This window comes from Pseudomonas antarctica, assembly GCF_900624995.1.
Lineage (GTDB): Bacteria > Pseudomonadota > Gammaproteobacteria > Pseudomonadales > Pseudomonadaceae > Aquipseudomonas > Aquipseudomonas antarctica.
The window spans coordinates 36,335-53,855 of the sequence record NZ_UYXQ01000028.1 but is presented as its reverse complement, the minus strand read 5'-3'; the positions used below and the strand labels follow the sequence as shown (position 1 = coordinate 53,855).

Genomic DNA, 17,521 nt, shown 5'->3' with positions numbered 1-17,521 from the left:
GCTTTAGCGACATCCACACCGATGATTGATTGCGAGACAGTCATTGCCATGAAAAACGCTCCGGGTTAGGGTTTGCAGGCTTGTCGGGGCTTCACCATTGCGCTGGCTTGCTTCTATCGTCGGTCATAGCCGATGCATTCCTTATCGGCGCTTTGGTGAAGGGGTGGGGCGAAGTCTCCCACGGTCTGTACTGGCTAGAGTCAGATGCTGGCTTTTAGTCCCACCACCCCAACAAGTCTAACCATACAAGCTGGCTTGCCTGCGATAGCATCAGCGCACTTTTGCAGACAGACCGAGTTGTTTGCATCGCTGGCGAGCCCGGCGCCCACAGGATCAAGCTGCGGCCAACAGTTGCGTGCGACGCACTTATAACCTGCCGACAAGTAACTTTTTGTCATGTGTGTGCCTGATTAAACTGCTCGGGTATTTCTTATTCCGAGTTACCTGTTCATGACATCCCTCGCTGCCCCGGCCCTCCAGGCCGCAGCCAAACCTACTGCGCTCAACCCGCCCGTATTCGGCCCGCGCATCATTATCGGCTTGGTCGGTGTGTTGCTGGCGGTGCTGGTGTCCGGTCTCAACGAGATGGTCACCAAGGTTGCCCTCGCCGATATCCGGGGTGCGCTGTACATCGGTTTTGACGAAGGCACCTGGCTGGTGGCGGCCTATACGTCGACGTCCGTGGCGGCCATGGCCTTCGCGCCCTGGTGTGCAGTGACGTTTTCTCTGCGCCGCTTCACCCTGTGCGCGATTGGTTTGTTCACCGTGCTGGGCATCCTGTGCCCGTTTGCGCCGAACTACGAAAGCCTGTTGCTGCTGCGCACCGTGCAAGGCCTGGCCGGTGGCGCGTTGCCGCCAATGTTGATGACCGTGGCACTGCGTTTCCTGCCGGCTAACGTCAAGCTGTACGGCCTGGCCGGCTACGCGCTCACCGCCACCTTCGGCCCAAGCCTGGGCACGCCGCTGGCCGCGTTGTGGACCGAATACGTCGGCTGGCAGTGGGCGTTTTGGCAAATCGTCGCGCCGTGCCTGCTGGCGATGGCCGCCGTGGCCTACGGCTTGCCGCAGGATCCGCTGCGCCTGGAGCGCTTCAAGCAGTTCAACTGGCGCGGTCTGCTGCTGGGTTTTCCGGCGATCTGCATGTTGGTGATCGGCCTGTTGCAGGGCAATCGCCTGGACTGGTTCGAGTCTGGCCTGATCACCTTCCTGTTGAGTGCGGGCACGCTGTTGCTGGTGCTGTTTCTGGTGAATGAATGGTCGCAGCCGATTCCGTTCTTCAAGTTGCAGATGCTCGGCCTGCGCAACCTGGCTTTCGCCCTGATCGTGCTGGCGGGCGTGCTGATGGTGCTGACTTCAGTGATCATCATCCCCTCGAGCTTCCTCGCCCAGGTCCAGGGTTACCGGCCGCTGCAAACCGCGCCAGTGATGCTGCTGATGGCATTGCCGCAGTTGATCGCGCTGCCGCTGGTGGCGGCGCTGTGTAACCTGCGTTGGGTCGATTGCCGGTGGGTACTGGGGATCGGGTTGAGCATGCTGGTGCTGTGTTGCATTGGCAGCGCGCACCTGACCTCGCAGTGGATTCGTGACGATTTCTATGGCCTGTACTTGCTGCAAATCTTCGGGCAACCCATGGCGGTGTTGCCGCTGCTGATGCTGTCCACCGGCAGCATCCAACCGATGGATGGGCCGTTCGCCTCGGCTTGGTTCAACACCGTCAAAGGCCTTGCGGCCGTGATCGCCACCGCCGTGTTGGACACGCTGACCACCCAACGCCTGCACTTGCACTCGACCATGCTGGTGGACCGCCTGGGCAACTCGCCCCTGGCCGACGGCGACGCGCCGGGCCTGGCGCACCGGCTGCATGAGCAGGCCGTGGTGCTGACCTCATCGGACCTTTATTACGTCATGGCGGGTGTCGCAGTGGCGTTGATCCTGCTGATTTTCTGGATGCCCACGCGGATCTTTCCGCCACGTGCACCGGCCTAGCCACAAGGAATTTTCATGAAACGCAAAGACAAAATTGCCGTCTCCGTTATCGCCGTGTTTGCCATCGGGGTACTGGTGTACCTGGTCGCGCCCGGCCTGTTGGGCAGCAAGCGCCAGACCACCAACGACGCCTTCGTCGCCGCCGACTTCACCTTGGTGGCGCCGCGCGTGGCCGGTTTTATCAAGGAAGTGCTGGTAGAAGACAACCAGCGGGTCAAGGCCGGCCAACTGTTGGCGCTGATCGACGACCGCGACTTTCGCGCCGCCGCCCAGGCGGCCGACGCCGACACGCTCGTCGCCCAGGCCCAGCTGAAAAACGCCACCGCGACCCTCGAGCGCCAAAGCTCGGTGATCGCCCAGGCCCAGGCCACTGTGGCGGCAGACCGCGCCGAAGTGGCGTTCGCCGAACACGAACTGAACCGCTACAACCACCTCGCTGGTGTAGGCGCGGGTACCGTGCAGAACGCCCAGCAAGCCAAGACCCGTATTGACCAGGCCACCGCACGCCTGGCCAATGCCACGGCGGTGCTGGCGGCCGAGCGCAAGCAAGTGGAAATCCTCACCGCCCAGCGCGATGCCGCCGAAGGTGGGCTTAAGCGCGCCCATGCGGCGTTGGAAATGGCCAGCTATCAGCTGTCCTACACGCGCATCGTCGCGCCGGTGGATGGCATGGTCGGTGAACGCGCGGTGCGCGTCGGTGCTTATGTGACGCCGGGCAGCAAGATCCTCGCCGTGGTGCCGTTGGCCGAGGCTTATGTGGTGGCCAACTTCCAGGAAACCCAGCTGTGGCATATGCACGCCGGCCAAGCCGTGCAGGTGCGCGTCGACAGCCTCGACGGCGAACTGCTCAAGGGCCACCTGGAAAGCCTCGCGCCAGCCACCGGCGTGACCTTTGCCTCGGTCAAACCGGACAACGCCACCGGTAACTTCACCAAGGTGGTGCAGCGCATTCCGGTGAAAATCGTGCTCGAACCCAATCAACCGCTGACCAAGCGCCTGCGCGTCGGCATGTCGGTGGAAGCCAGCGTCGACACCCAACCGGTCGCGCAGTCGCGTGAGGTGGCCCAGCAATGAGACAGTTCGCCTGGCTGACCTTGAGCCTGATCAGCCTGAGTGCCTGCACCGTCGGCCCGGATTTCCAGCGGCCACAAAGCCCGCAAGTCACCCAATGGAGCGAGCCCCAGGGCCGACAGGCCGCCAGCCGCGCCGTCACCGATCCTTTGCAGGAGCGCTGGTGGGACGTGTTCCACGACGCGCAGCTTTCGGCCCTCACACGCCGGGCGCTCACCGATAACCTTGACCTGAAACTGGCCAGCAGCCGCCTGCAACAAAGCCGTGCGGTGCGCCAGGTGACCACCGCCGAGCGCTATCCCAATGTCGACGCCACGGGGGCTTACCAGCGCAAACGCAATAGCGGCAAAGGCTTGAGCGACCCCTCCGGCGAGAACGGCCGTTCGGCGTTCAACCAGTGGGACATGGGCTTCTCCGCCGCCTGGGAGCTGGACTTCTGGGGCCGGGTCAAACGCGAGACCGAAGCGGCCGACGCCACCTTGCAAGTCGCCGAAAACGACCGCCGCGCCGTGCTGCTGTCGGTACTCGCCGAGACCGCCCAGGACTACATCCAACTGCGCGGCGTGCAGAACACCCGCGCCGTCACTGAGCAAAACCTCGACGTCGCGCGCCATAGCCTCAAGCTCTCACAACTGCGCCTGGCCGACGGCGTGGCGACCGACCTGGACGTGGCCGAAGCCGCCGCCCAGGTGGCCACCATCGAAGCACGCCTGCCGGATTTGCAACAGCGCCAGGACCAACTGATCAACGCCCTGAGCCTGTTGATGGGCGAGCCGCCGCAAGCGCTGCACGCGCAATTGTCCAAGGACGCCGCCGTGCCGCAAACCCAGCGCCAGGTCGCCATCGGCCTGCCGTCCGAGTTGGCTGAACGCCGCCCCGACATCCGCCAGGCCGAGGCGCGCTTGCACGCGGCCACCGCCACTATCGGCGTGGCCAAGGGCGACTTCTACCCGCGTATCACCTTGTCCGGCAGCCTCGGTTCACAGGCTATGCAACTGTCGGATTTCGGCTCATGGGGCTCACGCGCGTTTGCCTTCGGCCCGCAATTCAGCCTGCCGCTGTTCAATGGCGGCCGCCTGCAAGGCATGTTGAACCTGCGCGAAGCGCAGCAACAGGAAGCCGCGCTCGCCTACCAGCAAACCGTGCTGCGTGCCTGGCATGAAATTGACGACCAACTGACCCGCTACAACGCCAGCCAGCTGCGCCGCGACAGCCTCGCCGAAGCAGTGCGCCAGAACCAGATCGCTTTGAGCACCGCGCAACAGCAGTACGTCGAAGGCGTGGTGGATTTCGTCAATGTGCTGACCGTGCAAAGTGCGCTATTGGCAACGCAGGAACAGTGGGTTGAAAGCTCCACCGGTGTGTCATTGGCCATGGTCGGGTTGTACAAGGCGTTGGGTGGCGGTTGGCAATCCGTCTACCCTGAAACAGCCTCCCTTCCTGCAGGCTGAATACAACGCCATGTGGGAGCGCGCTTGCCCGCGATGAGCATAGGTATCTATACATCTTTTTGTGGGTTGAATTCTTTGATTGTCGCGGGGGCGCTGGGTACATATCCGTTACCGCAGCAACGGATATGTACTCACATCTACCTAAAAACCCCGCCAAAAACTTAGCGCAACACAAAAAGTTGCGTAGATACCCATGCCGCGATGAGGACGTATCATTCAACACCACGTTGACTGAACTGACGCTATCGCGGGCAAGCCCGCTCCCACAGGGGATATTGCGTGACTACGGGTTCTGCAAAAAAACCACATACCCCCGAAACCACTCACTCCCCTTCAAATACCCCGGTTCCTCCCACACGCCACCCTGAATCAACCCGACCTTGAACGGCAGCCCCAGCCGGTTCATCCGTGGCAAATACGCCGCGTAATCCGGGATGCTGTGGCGCCCTTGGTACGTCTGCACCACCACTTCGTCCACCACGCCTTTGAGCTGGGCGATGGCGGTGGGGTCGGCATTGCTGCTCCAGTCCATCAGGCCGGTGATGCTCAGCCGTAGGTCAGTGGGCAGGCGTTGGCGCAGATCGCGCAGGAAATCGGCGTATTCGTGCAGGTATTGGGTGCGGGCGTCGAAGTCGATCTGGATGCCCACCACCGGGTTGCCCGCGTCGCGCCAGCGTTGCACCTGGCCGAGCAGTTGGGTGTAGGCCTGTTCTGGCCAGTGCAGGGTGTGAGCGCGGTAGACCACCCAGACGTCGCCTTGGGTAATGCGTGGCACGCTGATGCCCTGGGCGATGAACTGCACGCCGCGCTGTGGCGCGCGGCGGGTGGAATTGATCTGGCCCTGCAGGATGTACAGGGTTTTCGCTTGCTTGAGCACCGGCTGCGGCGCGACGCCACTCCATAGCCAGAAGGCGTCGTAATCGCGAGCATCAACCGCAGCAAAGGCCGGGCTTGCCAGCAACAGCAAGCCCAGCCACAGGTGCCTCACCAGTAGTACTTCAGCGACTCGGCCCATTCAGTGTCGGCAAACCCGGTTTTCAGCTGGCGGAACCAGCCTTTGCGCACGGACTTGTCGACATCTTCACCGCCGCAGTTGTTGTAGCCAGACCGCGCATAGCAGTTGATCGCGCGAAACAGTGCGTAGGCCTTGTCGTTATGCGGTGCCTTGGGATTAGCGATGACTTGGCGGTAACCGTCGAGCCGCGAAAAGGCTTCGCCTTTGAACAGCGAGGCGCTGCTGCCCAGGCTGCCGGCGGCGCCTGGCTGGTCCAGCGGCATGCCATCCAGATGGTTGCTCAGGATGAACTCACCCAGGCAGTTCAGGCCTTTGGGGCTTTTCGGATCGGCCTGCAAGGTGCTGGCGATTTGCGCGATGCTCGGGCAGGCGTAGCCGGCTTCAGCCTTGTCGCCGTTCCACTGGAACAACTGCAGCGATTGGCCATCGCTGTAGACGTAACCCAGTCGGGTGCCGAGTTTGTTCTGTGGCAGCGACGCAGGGAGTTGCTTGAGGTCGTCGGCGAAGGTGGCGTATTGGCCGCGCAGCAGGTCTTTGTAGAGCAGCACAAACTGCGCGGTTTCGCGTTCGAGCGGGTCGTTGGCCTGGGTGATCTGCTGGCGCAGCAATGCCTGATCGGCGATGTTGCGCAGCAAGATAGCGCGCACCTGTTGGGCGTTGATCGGCGAATCGGTCGCGAACACTTTGGCCAGTTGCCCGCTGCGCTCGTAGTTCATCGCCAGGGCCAGTTCCAACTGGTCGCGCTGCAAGGGTTGCTTGGCCAGTGGCAAGAGTTTCAGCCACAACGCTTCGGCGCTCTTCCAGTCTTGCTTGGCTTCCAGGGCGAGGCCGCGCAGGGTCTGCTGGCTGAAGGCGAAGTAGTTCAGGCTCGCAGGCACGTCCTGAGGCAGCCGTTTCAAGGCATTGTCGGGTTGGTGCTCGACGTACAGCGCAAACGCGGCTTGCACGTAGTCGTACAGCGCCGGTTCCTGAGCGAACACCGCCTTCTGCGCGGTCAACGCCTCGCGGGTCAGCTTGGGCGGGTTACCGGCGCGCATCCACATCAAGTCATTGAGTGCCAGCATCAGTGGGTTGGCCGCAGGTGTTTGGGTAGCGCTCAGCAGTTTGTTGTCGGTTTCCTGCACCAAGTCATCCAACGACACATTGCGCGGCTCAGCGCTCAATTGCGCGGCCAACTCGTTTGCCAGCTTGTCGGTATCGCCCGCCAGCCAATGCACCCGGCGCAACAGGCCTTGGGCAGAGGCGGCGTATTCGCCCTGAGGGTACGTTTTCAGGTACAGGTTGAAGGCGGTCCCGCTGTTGGACAGCACGGACTTATCCACACGCTCCAGTTGCGGCATGCCGTATTCGTCGAAGGCGTTTTCCTGGGCTTGGTTCAGCTCGGTACGCGCGATCATGTACAGCGCCGTCTCCTTGACCCACGGCAGGCTGCCGGCGGCGGCCGCGACAAAGCCGCGTTGCGCGTCGCCAAAGCGGCCGCTGTAAAAGTCGCCGGCGGCTTGAAGGTAAGTGCGCAGCTCGCGGCCTGCTGCCGATTGGATTTGCTCGGGGTCACCCAGGCTTGCGCCGTCCCAGGTACAGGCGCCGAGCAGTTGCAGGCGGCCAGTGATCAGCAAGCGGCGTTCCGCTTCAGGTAGATCGGCTTTGATTACCTGGCTGACAAACGCCGTGGCGCTGCTGTCGTCATTGCTGCGGCAGCGGCTGCCTTCGCCGTTCAGGAAGGCATCACCCGCGGCGTTGTGGTTTTCACGCGCGATACCTTGCGCGGCCAGTAATTGCTCGAGTTTGCTGGGCGTGGGCGTCGCGTCGGTTTTTTCGACGTTGGCATCGGTCATCGCCGTGAGGCGATACACCGGGAACGGCACCGGGCCAAAGCCTTCTTCCAGATCGGTTTCACTTAGCGCATTCGGCGTCAGAGGCGCCACCTGTTTGTCGGCCAGTAACAGACGCAGGTTGACCCGGCTGTCATTGCCCGGGCTCAGAAAAGGCAGGTTGCTGCACCCTTCGAGGCTGTCGCGTGATACTCGCCAGTCGGGGTAGCACGAGTCATCGCCACTGGCTTGGGCCTGGAAGGAAAGGCCGGTGAGCAGTGCCAGGGCCAGAGGTGACAAAAAACCGATGCGCATAACGTGTCCTTGATCCTTAGTCCTTTGAGGGAGGCAATCATAGCGTGGTCTGACAAATGCTTCGGTAAATGCCTACACAAATCGCTGATTTGTCGGATTCCAGCAGCGAATAATGGGCTTTTGTCCTAGAGTGGCGGTCATTCACGCATGGGGCTTATTTGCCGGCCAAAAAAGGCAATGGTAGGGGAATCGAGGTGCGACGGTCTGTGGCAGAGCAAGACGATAAAGTGGGTTCATTACCCGTGTTCCATCACCTCTCGCAGTCTTGGTCAGGTGCTGCTTGGATGAGCCTTCTGTGGTGGGTGCCGCTCCTGGCGCTGGCTGCGAGCCTACGTTTTTACGGCCTCACGGCGTCCGCTATCTGGGGGGATGAAGCCTCGAGCCTGCTGCTCAGCGAATACGCTGCAGGCGATTTGTGGTTTCACGCCGCCCACGATGTGCACCCGCCGTTGTATTTTTTCTTGTTGCGCGGCTGGATTGGGCTGTTTGGCGATGGAATTTTATCCCTTCGCGGCATGAGTGCGATCCCAGGCGTAGTTGCCGTGGGCCTGGGCATCTGGCTCACACGGCAACTGTCGACCCGTCGTGTGGCGGTGCTGGCCGGCGTCCTGTTGGCGCTGTTCCCGACAGCGGTGCGCTACAGCCAGGAAGCGCGCATGTATTCGTTGCTGGGCGTGTGGCTATTGGGCGCTACGCTGGCGTTGGTGTATTGGGTACGACAACCCGAGCGCACGCGCTACTTGGTGGCGTATGTGCTGCTGATGACAGCCGGTTTCTACACCCATTATTTCACTGCGCTCTGTGTGTTGGTGCATTGGGCCTACCTGGGGTTGTTGGGCGCCTCTCAACCGTCTGGCCCGCGTTTGATCAAGCGCCCGGCGTGGTGGGTGGCCAACAGCGCGATCGTGTTGTTGTACCTGCCTTGGCTGCCAAATCTGCTGGACCTGGTGCACCACGTTGATGCACTCAAGGTAGGCGGGGACATTGGCTGGGAAGACCCGGTCAACCTGTTGTCGCTGCCGTCAATGATCTGGCAGTTTTTGCTCCAGGACGAAGGTGTTGGCCTCTGGCCGCCGTTGTTCTGGCTGTTTCCGTCAATGCTGGTCGCGGTTGTTGGGGTGACCGCCTGGCGAGACCGCGAACGCTATCGGCCGGCTAGCCTTTTAGCGCTGTTTTTTTTACTGCCGTTGCTGCTTGTGTACGGGGTGTCGTTCATCTCGCCAGTGTTTATCGAGCGCTACCTCACTGTGTATGCACTGGGCTTGCCGATCCTTGTGGCCTTGGTTATTCACCGTCTGCCCGCGCGCCTGTCACTGCTAGGCGCGGCACTGCTAGTGGTGTTCGTGGGTATGGAACTGGCGGGGCTGAAAAATAACTTCACCGTCGATGAGCATGATCAATTCAACGTGCCGGTGGAGTTCGTCAACCGCAATTACCAGGAAGACGACCGCATCGTCCTCAGTGACATGCTCTGGTACCTTCCCTACGTGTATTACGACGAGACCGATGCCCAGTTGCAGCTTTACACCCCGCCCAAGCCCGACGGTACGTCGACCCGGCCAAATGCCTACGGCTTCGGTACGCTGGTGGACCAGGACGGCGGGCGCATTTACCTCGACCGTTTGTCGGCATTGCCCGCCCAAACCCGCCGCGTGTGGCTGATCAGCAGCAACGAAGCGCCGGATGATTTCGCACCACTGCCCCAAGGCTGGCGCGAGCTGAGCCGTCAGGACGGCGGCGGTGCCAGGGCGCGGTTGTTCGTGCTGTGCGACGTAGCGCCGCCGCAACCCGAAGGTTGCCGCTAGACTCAGTTAACACTTCTTTATCTGGAGCTTGCCATGGAATCGCCTGTGCACAGCTTACCTTCACTGTTCAAACAGCTTGGGCTGCCGCATGACCCGGTGAGTATCGAGAAGTTTGTGACGGTTCATTCACCGCTAAAGCCTGAACTGCGTTTGGCGGATGCGTTTTTCTGGACGCCCAGTCAGAGAGCGTTTTTGCGCGATGGGATTCGGGAAGATGCGGATTGGGCGCAAGTGGTGGATCAGTTGAGTGTGTTGTTAAGGGCAGGGCGAGAGGCGTAAAAAAATCTTTTCAAAAAGGCATTGATCGTTCCTACGCTTCGCGTGGGAATGCCGCCTGTGACGCTCTGCGTCACGACTTTAAGAGCGGACGCGGATGCACTCCCACGCAGAGCGTGGGAACGATCAATACCGCTGAAAATCCAACATCCCTTCCGAAACCCGCTTTACTTACCCTAACCCCGCACCACCCATCACAAATTTGTTTCAAAACTTGACTGCTTTAGCCTCATCCACCATATTGATAGTTAGCAAACTAACTGTATGCGAGCGCTCCAGTGCCTCAAGCCCTCGAACAACTCCACATGAACCTCAGCAGCAGCATGGTGGTGGGCGCCCGTCATTGGCGCAAAATCTGCCAGACCACGCTGGTGAGTTACGGTATTTCCGAAGCCTGCGCCGTGCCATTGTTGATGATCGGCCGCTTGGGCGATGGTGTGCATCAGGTAAAAGTCGCCCAGGCGTCCGGGATGGAAAGCCCCTCGTTGGTGCGCCTGCTTGACCAGCTGTGCGCGGGTGGCTACGTGTGCCGCACCGAAGACATCCACGACCGCCGCGCCAAGGCCTTGAGCCTTACCGAGCGCGGCCGTGAGCTGGTGCACGCGGTGGAGGTGCAACTGGTGCGCCTGCGCCAGGACGTGTTGGCGGATATCGCCCACAGCGACCTTGAAGCCGCCCTGCGTGTGCTGCGGGCGTTTGAAGCGGCTGGGGTTGCATCGCCTTGAACGGATTTTTTGCCGGCTTCCCGCCCGCCCGCGACTGGTTCTATGGCGTGCGTACGTTCGCAGCGTCAATGATCGCGCTGTACATCGCCATGCTCATGCAAATGCCACGTCCGTATTGGGCGATGGCCACGGTTTATATCGTCTCCAGCCCATTTGTCGGCCCTACCAGCTCCAAGGCCTTGTACCGCGCCATCGGCACTTTTATGGGCGCGGCGGCGGCGGTGATATTTGTGCCCATGTTTGTGCAGGCGCCGTATGTGCTGGTGGTGGTGATTGCACTGTGGACCGGCATTTTGCTGTTCCTGTCCATGCACCTGCGTACGGCGAACAACTATGCTCTGATGCTGGCCGGCTACACCTTGCCGTTGATCGCACTGCCCGTGGTGGATAACCCCCTGGCGGTGTGGGATGTGGCCGAGGCGCGTACCGAAGAAATCTTCCTCGGCATCGCCGTGGCGGCCGTGGTGGGCGCGATGTTTTGGCCGCGTCGGCTGATGCCGGTGTTTGACGGCTCGGTGGCCAAGTGGTTCGCCGATGCCCAGGTCTACAGCCAGCGTTTTTTGATGCGCAACGTGGCGCCTGAAGAGGTCAGCACGTTGCGCGGCGGCATGGTCGCCACCTTCAATACCCTGGAATTAATGATCGGCCAGTTGCCCCACGAAGGCGCACGTCCACAGACGGTGCGTAACACCAAGGAGCTGCGCGGGCGGATGATTCACCTGTTGCCGGTGATCGATGCGCTTGACGACGCGGTTTACGCAATCGAACACCGAGCCCCTGAGTTTCTCGATCGACTCACGCCTTTGCTGGAAGAGGCCAACGCCTGGCTACAAAGCACTACCGAAGAGGCGCCCCTCGAACGCTGGCGCGTGCTGCGCGACAAGATCGACGCCGCCCAGCCCCACGGCGAAGCGCTGGACGAGCGCCACACCTTGCTGTTCTCCAACGCCCTCTATCGCCTTGGCGAATGGGTCGACCTGTGGCAAGACTGTCGCAGCCTGCAAGCCGCCATCCAGTGCGAAAGCCAGGACACCTGGCGCGCCGTTTACCGCCACTGGCGCCTGGGCCGGCTGACGCCGTTCCTCGACCGTGGCCTGATGTTCTATTCGGCGTTTTCCACGGTCACGGCGATCATCGTCGCCTCGGTGCTGTGGATTCTATTGGGCTGGACCGACGGTGGCAGCGCGGTGATTCTGGCGGCTGTGGCCTGCAGCTTCTTCGCCTCCATGGACGACCCGGCGCCGCAGATCTACCGATTTTTTTTCTGGACCGCCATGTCGGTGTTGTTCGCCAGCCTCTATCTGTTTCTGGTGCTGCCTAACCTGCACGATTTCCCGATGCTGGTGCTGGCGTTTGCCGTGCCGTTTATCTGCATCGGCACGCTCACCGTGCAGCCGCGCTTCTACCTCGGCATGCTGCTGACGTTGGTAAACACCTCGTCATTCATCAGCATCCAGGGCGCCTACGACGCGGACTTCCTGAACTTCGCCAACGTCAACCTGGCCGGGCCGGTTGGCTTGCTGTTTGCGTTCGTGTGGACGTTGATTGCACGGCCTTTCGGCGCCGAACTGGCGGCCAAACGCCTGACCCGGTTCAGCTGGCGCGACATCGTCAGCATGACCGAGCCTGCGACCCTGGCCGAACACCGGCACATGGCCGCGCAAATGCTCGACCGCCTGATGCAGCATTTGCCGCGCCTGGGCCTCATCGGCCAGGACACCGGCACCGCCCTGCGCGATTTGCGCGTGGCGCTGAACCTGCTTGACCTGTTGGCCTACTCGCCGCGCATCTACGGCGTGCCACGGGTGCTGCTCAACCAAGTGGTGGAAGGCGTCGGCGGTTACTTCAAAGCCTGCCTCAAGGCGGGTGAACGCTTGCCCGCGCCGAGCGGTCTGCTGATGACCCTCGACCGCACGCGCCGCGCCCTCAACGGCCAAGGCCTGCAAGACGAAGATGACACCCGCCTGCATCTGCTGCACGCACTGGCCGGCTTGCGCCTGTCGTTGCTGCCCGGCGTGGAATTTATTGGCGGCACCGAAAGGGAAGCGCCGCTGCCTGATGGAGCGCCTTTATGATCGGTGATCTGGATATCAGCGGGGTGTTCCTGCCCACGCTGCTGGTGCTGATGGGCATTACCTACGTGTTGTTTCTGGTGGTGCACGGGCTGTTGACGCGCATTCACTTCTATCGCCTGGTCTGGCACCGGGCATTGTTCAATGTGGGGCTCTACGCGCTGTTGCTGGGCGCGGTGGACTCACTCAGTCGATATCTGATGACATGAAAAAACCTTTTTTGACCATCGGCCGTGTAGTCCTGACGTTATTGATAGTGACCTTCGCTGTCGTCGTTGTGTGGCGCATGGTCATGTACTACATGTTTGCGCCCTGGACCCGTGACGGGCATATCCGTGCCGACATCGTGCAGATCGCCCCGGACGTGTCCGGGCTGATCCAGCAAGTCGATGTGCGCGATAACCAGTTGGTAACCAAGGGCCAGGTGCTGTTCGCCGTGGACCAGGACCGCTTCAAGCTGGCCCTGCGCCAAGCCCAGGCCACCGTGGCGGACCGCCAGGAAACCCTGGCCCAGGCGCAGCGCGAGAACAAGCGAAACCGTGGCTTGGGTAACCTGGTGCCGAGCGAACAACTGGAAGAAAGCCAGTCGCGCGTGGCCCGCGCCCAATCGGCCTTGGCCGAGGCGCAGGTGACCGTGGACGCCGCGCAGCTCAACCTCGACCGCTCGGTCATCCGCAGCCCCGTGGACGGTTACGTCAACGACCGCGCGCCGCGTGCTCAGGAGTTCGTCACCGCTGGGCGCCCGGTGTTGTCGGTGGTGGACAGTAATTCCTTCCACATCGACGGCTACTTCGAGGAGACCAAGCTCGATGGCATTCACATCGGCATGGCCGTCGATATTCGAGTGATCGGCGATAACGCGCGCCTGCGCGGCCATGTGCAGAGCATCGTCGCCGGTATCGAAGACCGCGACCGCAGCAGTGGCTCCAACCTGTTGCCCAACGTCAACCCGGCATTCAGCTGGGTGCGCCTGGCCCAGCGGATTCCGGTGCGCATTGCCTTTGATGACGTGCCGGCGGACTTTCGCATGATCGCCGGGCGTACGGCCACGGTGTCGATCATTGACGACAAGACCGCCGCCAAAGAAAAGGCGCAGCAGGGAGAAACACCATGAAACCGGCGGCGTTGCTGGCCACGGCCGGCTTGGGTTTGCTGCTGTCGGCCTGCCAAGTGGTGGGGCTCGATTACAAACTGCCGGATAAGGCCGCGATCAACCGTGGCGACCTGCAAGGGCAGATCGCGGGCGAGGGCAACAACGTGGTCTCGGCGCCGGTTCCGGCCGATTGGTGGAAACTCTACAAAGACCCGCGCCTGGATGAGCTGGTACGCCAGGCCATGGCCTCCAACACTGACCTGCGTGTAGCCGCCGCCAACCTGCAACGCGCGCGTTTCCAGACCCAGGAGGCGCAATCGGCAGGCGGTTGGAACGCGGGCGTCAAGGCTGAGGCCCAGCGCCTGCAGGAATCGGGCGAAGCGTTTTTGCTGACGGAAAAAGTCCCGGTCGGCAACATCGGCAGCGCCAGCATCAGCACCTCTTACCAGTTCGACTTGTTCGGTACCTTGCAGCGCGGTATCGAAAGCGCCCAGGCCACCACTGACGCCGCCCAGGCTGGCGCTGACACCGCGCGCATTACGCTGGTAGCGGATGTGGTGCGCTCCTACACCCAGGTGTGCGCGGCCAACGAAGAACTGGCGATTGCCAACGAGTCCCTCGACTTGCAAGCCCAGAGCACCCAGTTGACCCAGCGCCTGCGCGACGCGGGGCGCGGTGACGAAACCCAGGTGACGCGTTCGCAAACCCAATACAAATCGTTGCGCGCCGACATGCCGCGCTACGAAGCGGCGCGTCAGGCGGGCCTGTTCCGATTGTCGATGCTGCTGGCCAAGCCGGTAGACCAACTGCCGACCGGTACCGGCACCTGCGCCGAGCTGCCGCACATCGGCCAGTTGCTGCCCGTGGGTGACGGCGCGACCCTGCTCAAACGCCGCCCCGACGTCCGCCAGGCTGAACGCCAATTGGCTGCCGCCACCGCGCGTATCGGTGTGGCCACTGGCGCGTTGTACCCGGACATCAGTATCGGCGCCACCGTGGGCACGGTCGGTCTTCTCGACGACCTGGGTACGCCTGCGACCAACCGCTGGGGCTTTGGCCCGTTGATCAGTTGGTCGGTGCCGACCAACGGCGCCCGCGCGCGTATCCACGAAGCTGAAGCCGCGACCCAGGGCGCCCTGGCCCACTTCGACGGGGTGGTGCTCAATGCCATCCGCGAAACTCAGACCGGCCTTGCGCAATACACCGCGCAGTTGCAACGCCGCGATGCACTGGCCGACGCCGGGCAGTCCGCCAAAGAAGCTTCGCAGCAGACGCACCGGTTCTTCCAGGCCGGGCGCGCCTCGTTCCTGGCCGACCTGCAAGCCACTCGCACCTACACCGATGTGCGCGCGCAACTGGCGGCAGCGAACACCCAGGTTGCCATGAGCCAGATCGATCTGTTCCTGGCCTTGGGCGGCGGCTGGGAAAGCGGACGAACGCACGCGTCACAGCCCGGCAAACCCTGAGCGAATAGCTATGCTTTGACAGGCGGGCCACAGTGAGGTCCGCCTGACACTGCTCGCGTTTGCTCATGGGGATTCCAATAATGAAAAACCCTTATGCTCCCGCTTTCTGGTGCGTGTGTTTCGCACTGGTGTTGTTATCGGCTGCCTATTTCTACGGCGTCATGCTCGCCCATCAAATTGACAAGGCCATGGTGTTTCTCGACAGCGCGTGCCTGGTGATTGGCACCTTGTCCATTGGCGTGGTGGCGTGGGCGTCTTACCAAAGCCAACGCGTGAAGAAAAAGCTGCTTGAGCAAGGCAAGACCCGGGTGGCGATCTGGGACACCAAGGTCGCCCTGCGCCGCGTCGAAACCGTGTTCGACCGCTATTTTTGGGGCAGCTACTGGCAGCCCGGGCGCACCTTCCAGGAAGTCATGGGTGAACTCACCGGTACGCCCCTGGAAAAAAGCCTCGAAGCCCTGAAAAAGCAATGTGTGCTGCTCGACCAGCAGGTAGCCGAAGGTAGGCATTGGCTGAATAACGCTCGGGAATTGTCCGACGTGGCTAACACCATGGCCCGCGAGCGCTACCAGCTGGATTTCTGCGACCCCAAGACCGACACCCCGAGCAACGCGGTGATACACCGCGAGTTTGAGGTGTTGGTGTACACCTGGACCGCACGTTTGAAGAGTTTTGATCACCAACTCGACGAGATTGAATTGGAGTACTCGTGAACCAACGGCTGACCTGACCTCTCTGAAAAGCTGGGCCGCTCTCGGCCGCCAGTGCTAATCTTCCCCCGTTTTCGGCGGGTTCGAGCCAACCCCTCTTGGGGTTCAAGGAAGACAGCCCACTTCTCACAGGATTTGATCAGGTCACTTCATGAATAAGCCAGCAGTTGTTCTTTTGGGTTTCGTTGTCGCCGTCGGCGTCGTCAGTGCAGGCGGCGCCTGGTACACCGGTAAGCAGTTGGAGCCGGTGCTGCAGACCGCGATCCAGAACGCCAACAAGGAACTGCAGACCTCCATGGCCGGTGTCGACGGTAGCGTGAACCTGGAGCTGGTGTCCCTGGACCGTGGCCTGTTCAGCAGCACCGCGCACTACCGACTTAAAGGCCAAGGCAGCGTGTTCGGTGAAGACAACCCGAACCCTGAATTGCTGTTTGTCGACCACATCGAACACGGCCCGCTGCCGTTCTCGCGTCTGGTTTCGCTCAAGTGGCTGCCGGTCATGGCCACCAGTCACTATGCACTGGAAAAGAACGCGACCACTGAAAAATGGTTCGCCGCCAGCAAAGATGTATCGCCGCTTAAAGGTGTGGCCAACATCGGCTACAGCCGTTCGGTGAGCGGTAACGTCGAACTGCAGCCCCTGGAGATCAAGGACGACAAGTCCTCGGTAAGTTTCTCCGGCGCCAACCTGAACTTCGACGGTACCGCCGAAGGCCAGAAGGTCAAGGCCGATGGCTACATGAACAGCCTCAAGGTCGCAGTGATCGATGCCAATGGCGTGCCGTTCGAAGCTGAACTGTCAGGCCTCACTGTGGCGAGCAACCTGGAAAAAACCACCTTCGGTTTCTACACCGGGCAAAACACCGTTGAGCTGACCGACACCAAAGTCACCTTCGGTCCGCAAAAAGCCGTGCTGACCCTCAAGGGCTTCGAGCAGAAAGACACCAGCGAGACCAAGGACAACAACCTGGCTGGCCGCGTCGACTACAAGATCGACGAGATCGGTTACCAGGGTAAGCCTGTGGGCTCGGCCGCCATGGCCCTGAGCATGAAGAACGTCGACATTCCGGCGATGCTGGTGCTGACCAAGCTTTACCAGGACAAGATGCAGCCGGTGCAAGCCGCTGCCGCTGCTGGCCAGCCGGTGCCTGAGTTGCAACTGACCGAAGCCGAGCAAACCCTGGCCGAGGCCAACGTCAATCAAATGCTGGCCGCCAAGCCGCAAGTGGCGGTGGAGAACCTGTCGCTGAAAACCACCCATGGCGAAAGCAAATTCAACCTGGTGATGGACCTGACCAAACCTGCCTCGATGGAACTGCCGCCGGTTGAGCTGGGCAAACAGGTTATCGCGCTGCTGGATGCCAACCTGACCCTGTCCAAGCCAATGATCGGCGACGTGGCGGCACTGCAAGCGCAGGTGGGCGGCGTGACTGACCCTAAAGCCATCGAGCAGCAATCGCAGATGGCGGCCGAGATGGTCAGCGGCATGGCGGTCGGCACTCAGTTGGCAACCCTGGTGGGCACTGACGTGGTCTCCAAGCTGCATTACGCCAACAATGAAGTGACCTTCAACGGTCAGAAGATGACCGTCGAGCAATTCATGGGTTTCGTGATGGCCAAAGTCGGTGCGGTCAGCGGCGCTCAGTAAGATTTCTTACATCGGTAAGAAATAAATAATGGGGGAGCAGCGTTGCTTGAGGCAGCGGTCAAACCGTCGGCGTATAG

14 protein-coding genes are annotated in these 17,521 nt (G+C 61.5%); 12 read left to right on the top strand and 2 right to left on the bottom strand.

From position 1 onward, the window contains the following. Positions 1 to 450: 450 nt before the first annotated feature. The 3 genes from E0F99_RS16315 to E0F99_RS16305 are packed head-to-tail and all read left to right on the top strand — an operon-like array spanning position 451 to position 4,508. On the top strand, positions 451 to 1,986 hold the full coding sequence (locus E0F99_RS16315; RefSeq protein WP_083355874.1) for an MFS transporter: 1,536 nt from the start codon (positions 451 to 453) through the stop codon (positions 1,984 to 1,986). 15 nt (positions 1,987 to 2,001) lie between these two features. Next, positions 2,002 to 3,060, top strand: a complete 1,059-nt coding sequence (locus tag E0F99_RS16310; protein WP_083355873.1) for an HlyD family secretion protein — start codon at positions 2,002 to 2,004, stop codon at positions 3,058 to 3,060. Beyond that, positions 3,057 to 4,508, top strand: a complete 1,452-nt coding sequence (locus E0F99_RS16305) for an efflux transporter outer membrane subunit (protein ID WP_083355872.1) — start codon at positions 3,057 to 3,059, stop codon at positions 4,506 to 4,508. Before E0F99_RS16310 ends, E0F99_RS16305 begins: the two co-directional genes overlap by 4 nt. Positions 4,509 to 4,791: 283 nt before the next feature. Here E0F99_RS16305 and E0F99_RS16300 read toward each other — a convergent pair whose 3' ends face one another. After that, on the bottom strand, positions 4,792 to 5,496 hold the full coding sequence (locus E0F99_RS16300) for a DUF3142 domain-containing protein (RefSeq protein WP_083355871.1): 705 nt from the start codon (positions 5,494 to 5,496) through the stop codon (positions 4,792 to 4,794). Beyond that, entirely contained in the window at positions 5,493 to 7,649 is a 2,157-nt protein-coding gene (locus E0F99_RS16295; RefSeq protein ID WP_083355870.1) for a PA5441 family protein, read from the bottom strand. Before E0F99_RS16295 ends, E0F99_RS16300 begins: the two co-directional genes overlap by 4 nt. Positions 7,650 to 7,843: 194 nt before the next feature. On the opposite strand from E0F99_RS16295, the gene E0F99_RS16290 reads away from it, so the two are divergent. From E0F99_RS16290 to E0F99_RS16250, 9 genes are all read left to right on the top strand, one after another. Beyond that, entirely contained in the window at positions 7,844 to 9,454 is a 1,611-nt protein-coding gene (locus tag E0F99_RS16290) for a glycosyltransferase family 39 protein (RefSeq protein WP_083355869.1), read from the top strand. A 33-nt stretch (positions 9,455 to 9,487) separates the two neighbouring features. Beyond that, positions 9,488 to 9,733, top strand: a complete 246-nt coding sequence (locus E0F99_RS16285; protein WP_083355868.1) for a DUF2789 domain-containing protein — start codon at positions 9,488 to 9,490, stop codon at positions 9,731 to 9,733. A gap of 302 nt (positions 9,734 to 10,035) precedes the next feature. Next, positions 10,036 to 10,455, top strand: a complete 420-nt coding sequence (locus E0F99_RS16280; protein ID WP_083355867.1) for a MarR family winged helix-turn-helix transcriptional regulator — start codon at positions 10,036 to 10,038, stop codon at positions 10,453 to 10,455. Further along, a complete protein-coding gene (locus E0F99_RS16275) occupies positions 10,452 to 12,530 on the top strand; it encodes an FUSC family protein (protein WP_083355866.1) in 2,079 nt (692 codons plus the stop codon). The genes E0F99_RS16280 and E0F99_RS16275 overlap by 4 nt, the downstream gene beginning before the upstream one ends. Next, the gene (locus tag E0F99_RS16270) at positions 12,527 to 12,736 is read left to right on the top strand and encodes a DUF1656 domain-containing protein (RefSeq protein ID WP_016969155.1); all 210 of its coding nucleotides are present in this window, start codon (positions 12,527 to 12,529) and stop codon (positions 12,734 to 12,736) included. Before E0F99_RS16275 ends, E0F99_RS16270 begins: the two co-directional genes overlap by 4 nt. Beyond that, positions 12,733 to 13,641, top strand: coding sequence for an efflux RND transporter periplasmic adaptor subunit (locus tag E0F99_RS16265; protein WP_083355865.1), 909 nt, complete (start codon positions 12,733 to 12,735; stop codon positions 13,639 to 13,641). Before E0F99_RS16270 ends, E0F99_RS16265 begins: the two co-directional genes overlap by 4 nt. Further along, positions 13,638 to 15,086 carry an efflux transporter outer membrane subunit gene (locus E0F99_RS16260; RefSeq protein WP_083355864.1) on the top strand — a complete coding sequence of 483 codons (1,449 nt, stop codon included), beginning with the start codon at positions 13,638 to 13,640 and terminating at the stop codon, positions 15,084 to 15,086. The genes E0F99_RS16265 and E0F99_RS16260 overlap by 4 nt, the downstream gene beginning before the upstream one ends. Before the next feature lie 80 nt (positions 15,087 to 15,166). Continuing rightward, complete coding sequence (locus tag E0F99_RS16255) at positions 15,167 to 15,799, top strand: NADH:ubiquinone oxidoreductase subunit N (RefSeq protein ID WP_083355863.1); 633 nt, start codon at positions 15,167 to 15,169, stop codon at positions 15,797 to 15,799. 148 nt (positions 15,800 to 15,947) lie between these two features. Further along, positions 15,948 to 17,444 carry a YdgA family protein gene (locus tag E0F99_RS16250; RefSeq protein ID WP_083355862.1) on the top strand — a complete coding sequence of 499 codons (1,497 nt, stop codon included), beginning with the start codon at positions 15,948 to 15,950 and terminating at the stop codon, positions 17,442 to 17,444. Positions 17,445 to 17,521 lie beyond the last annotated feature (77 nt).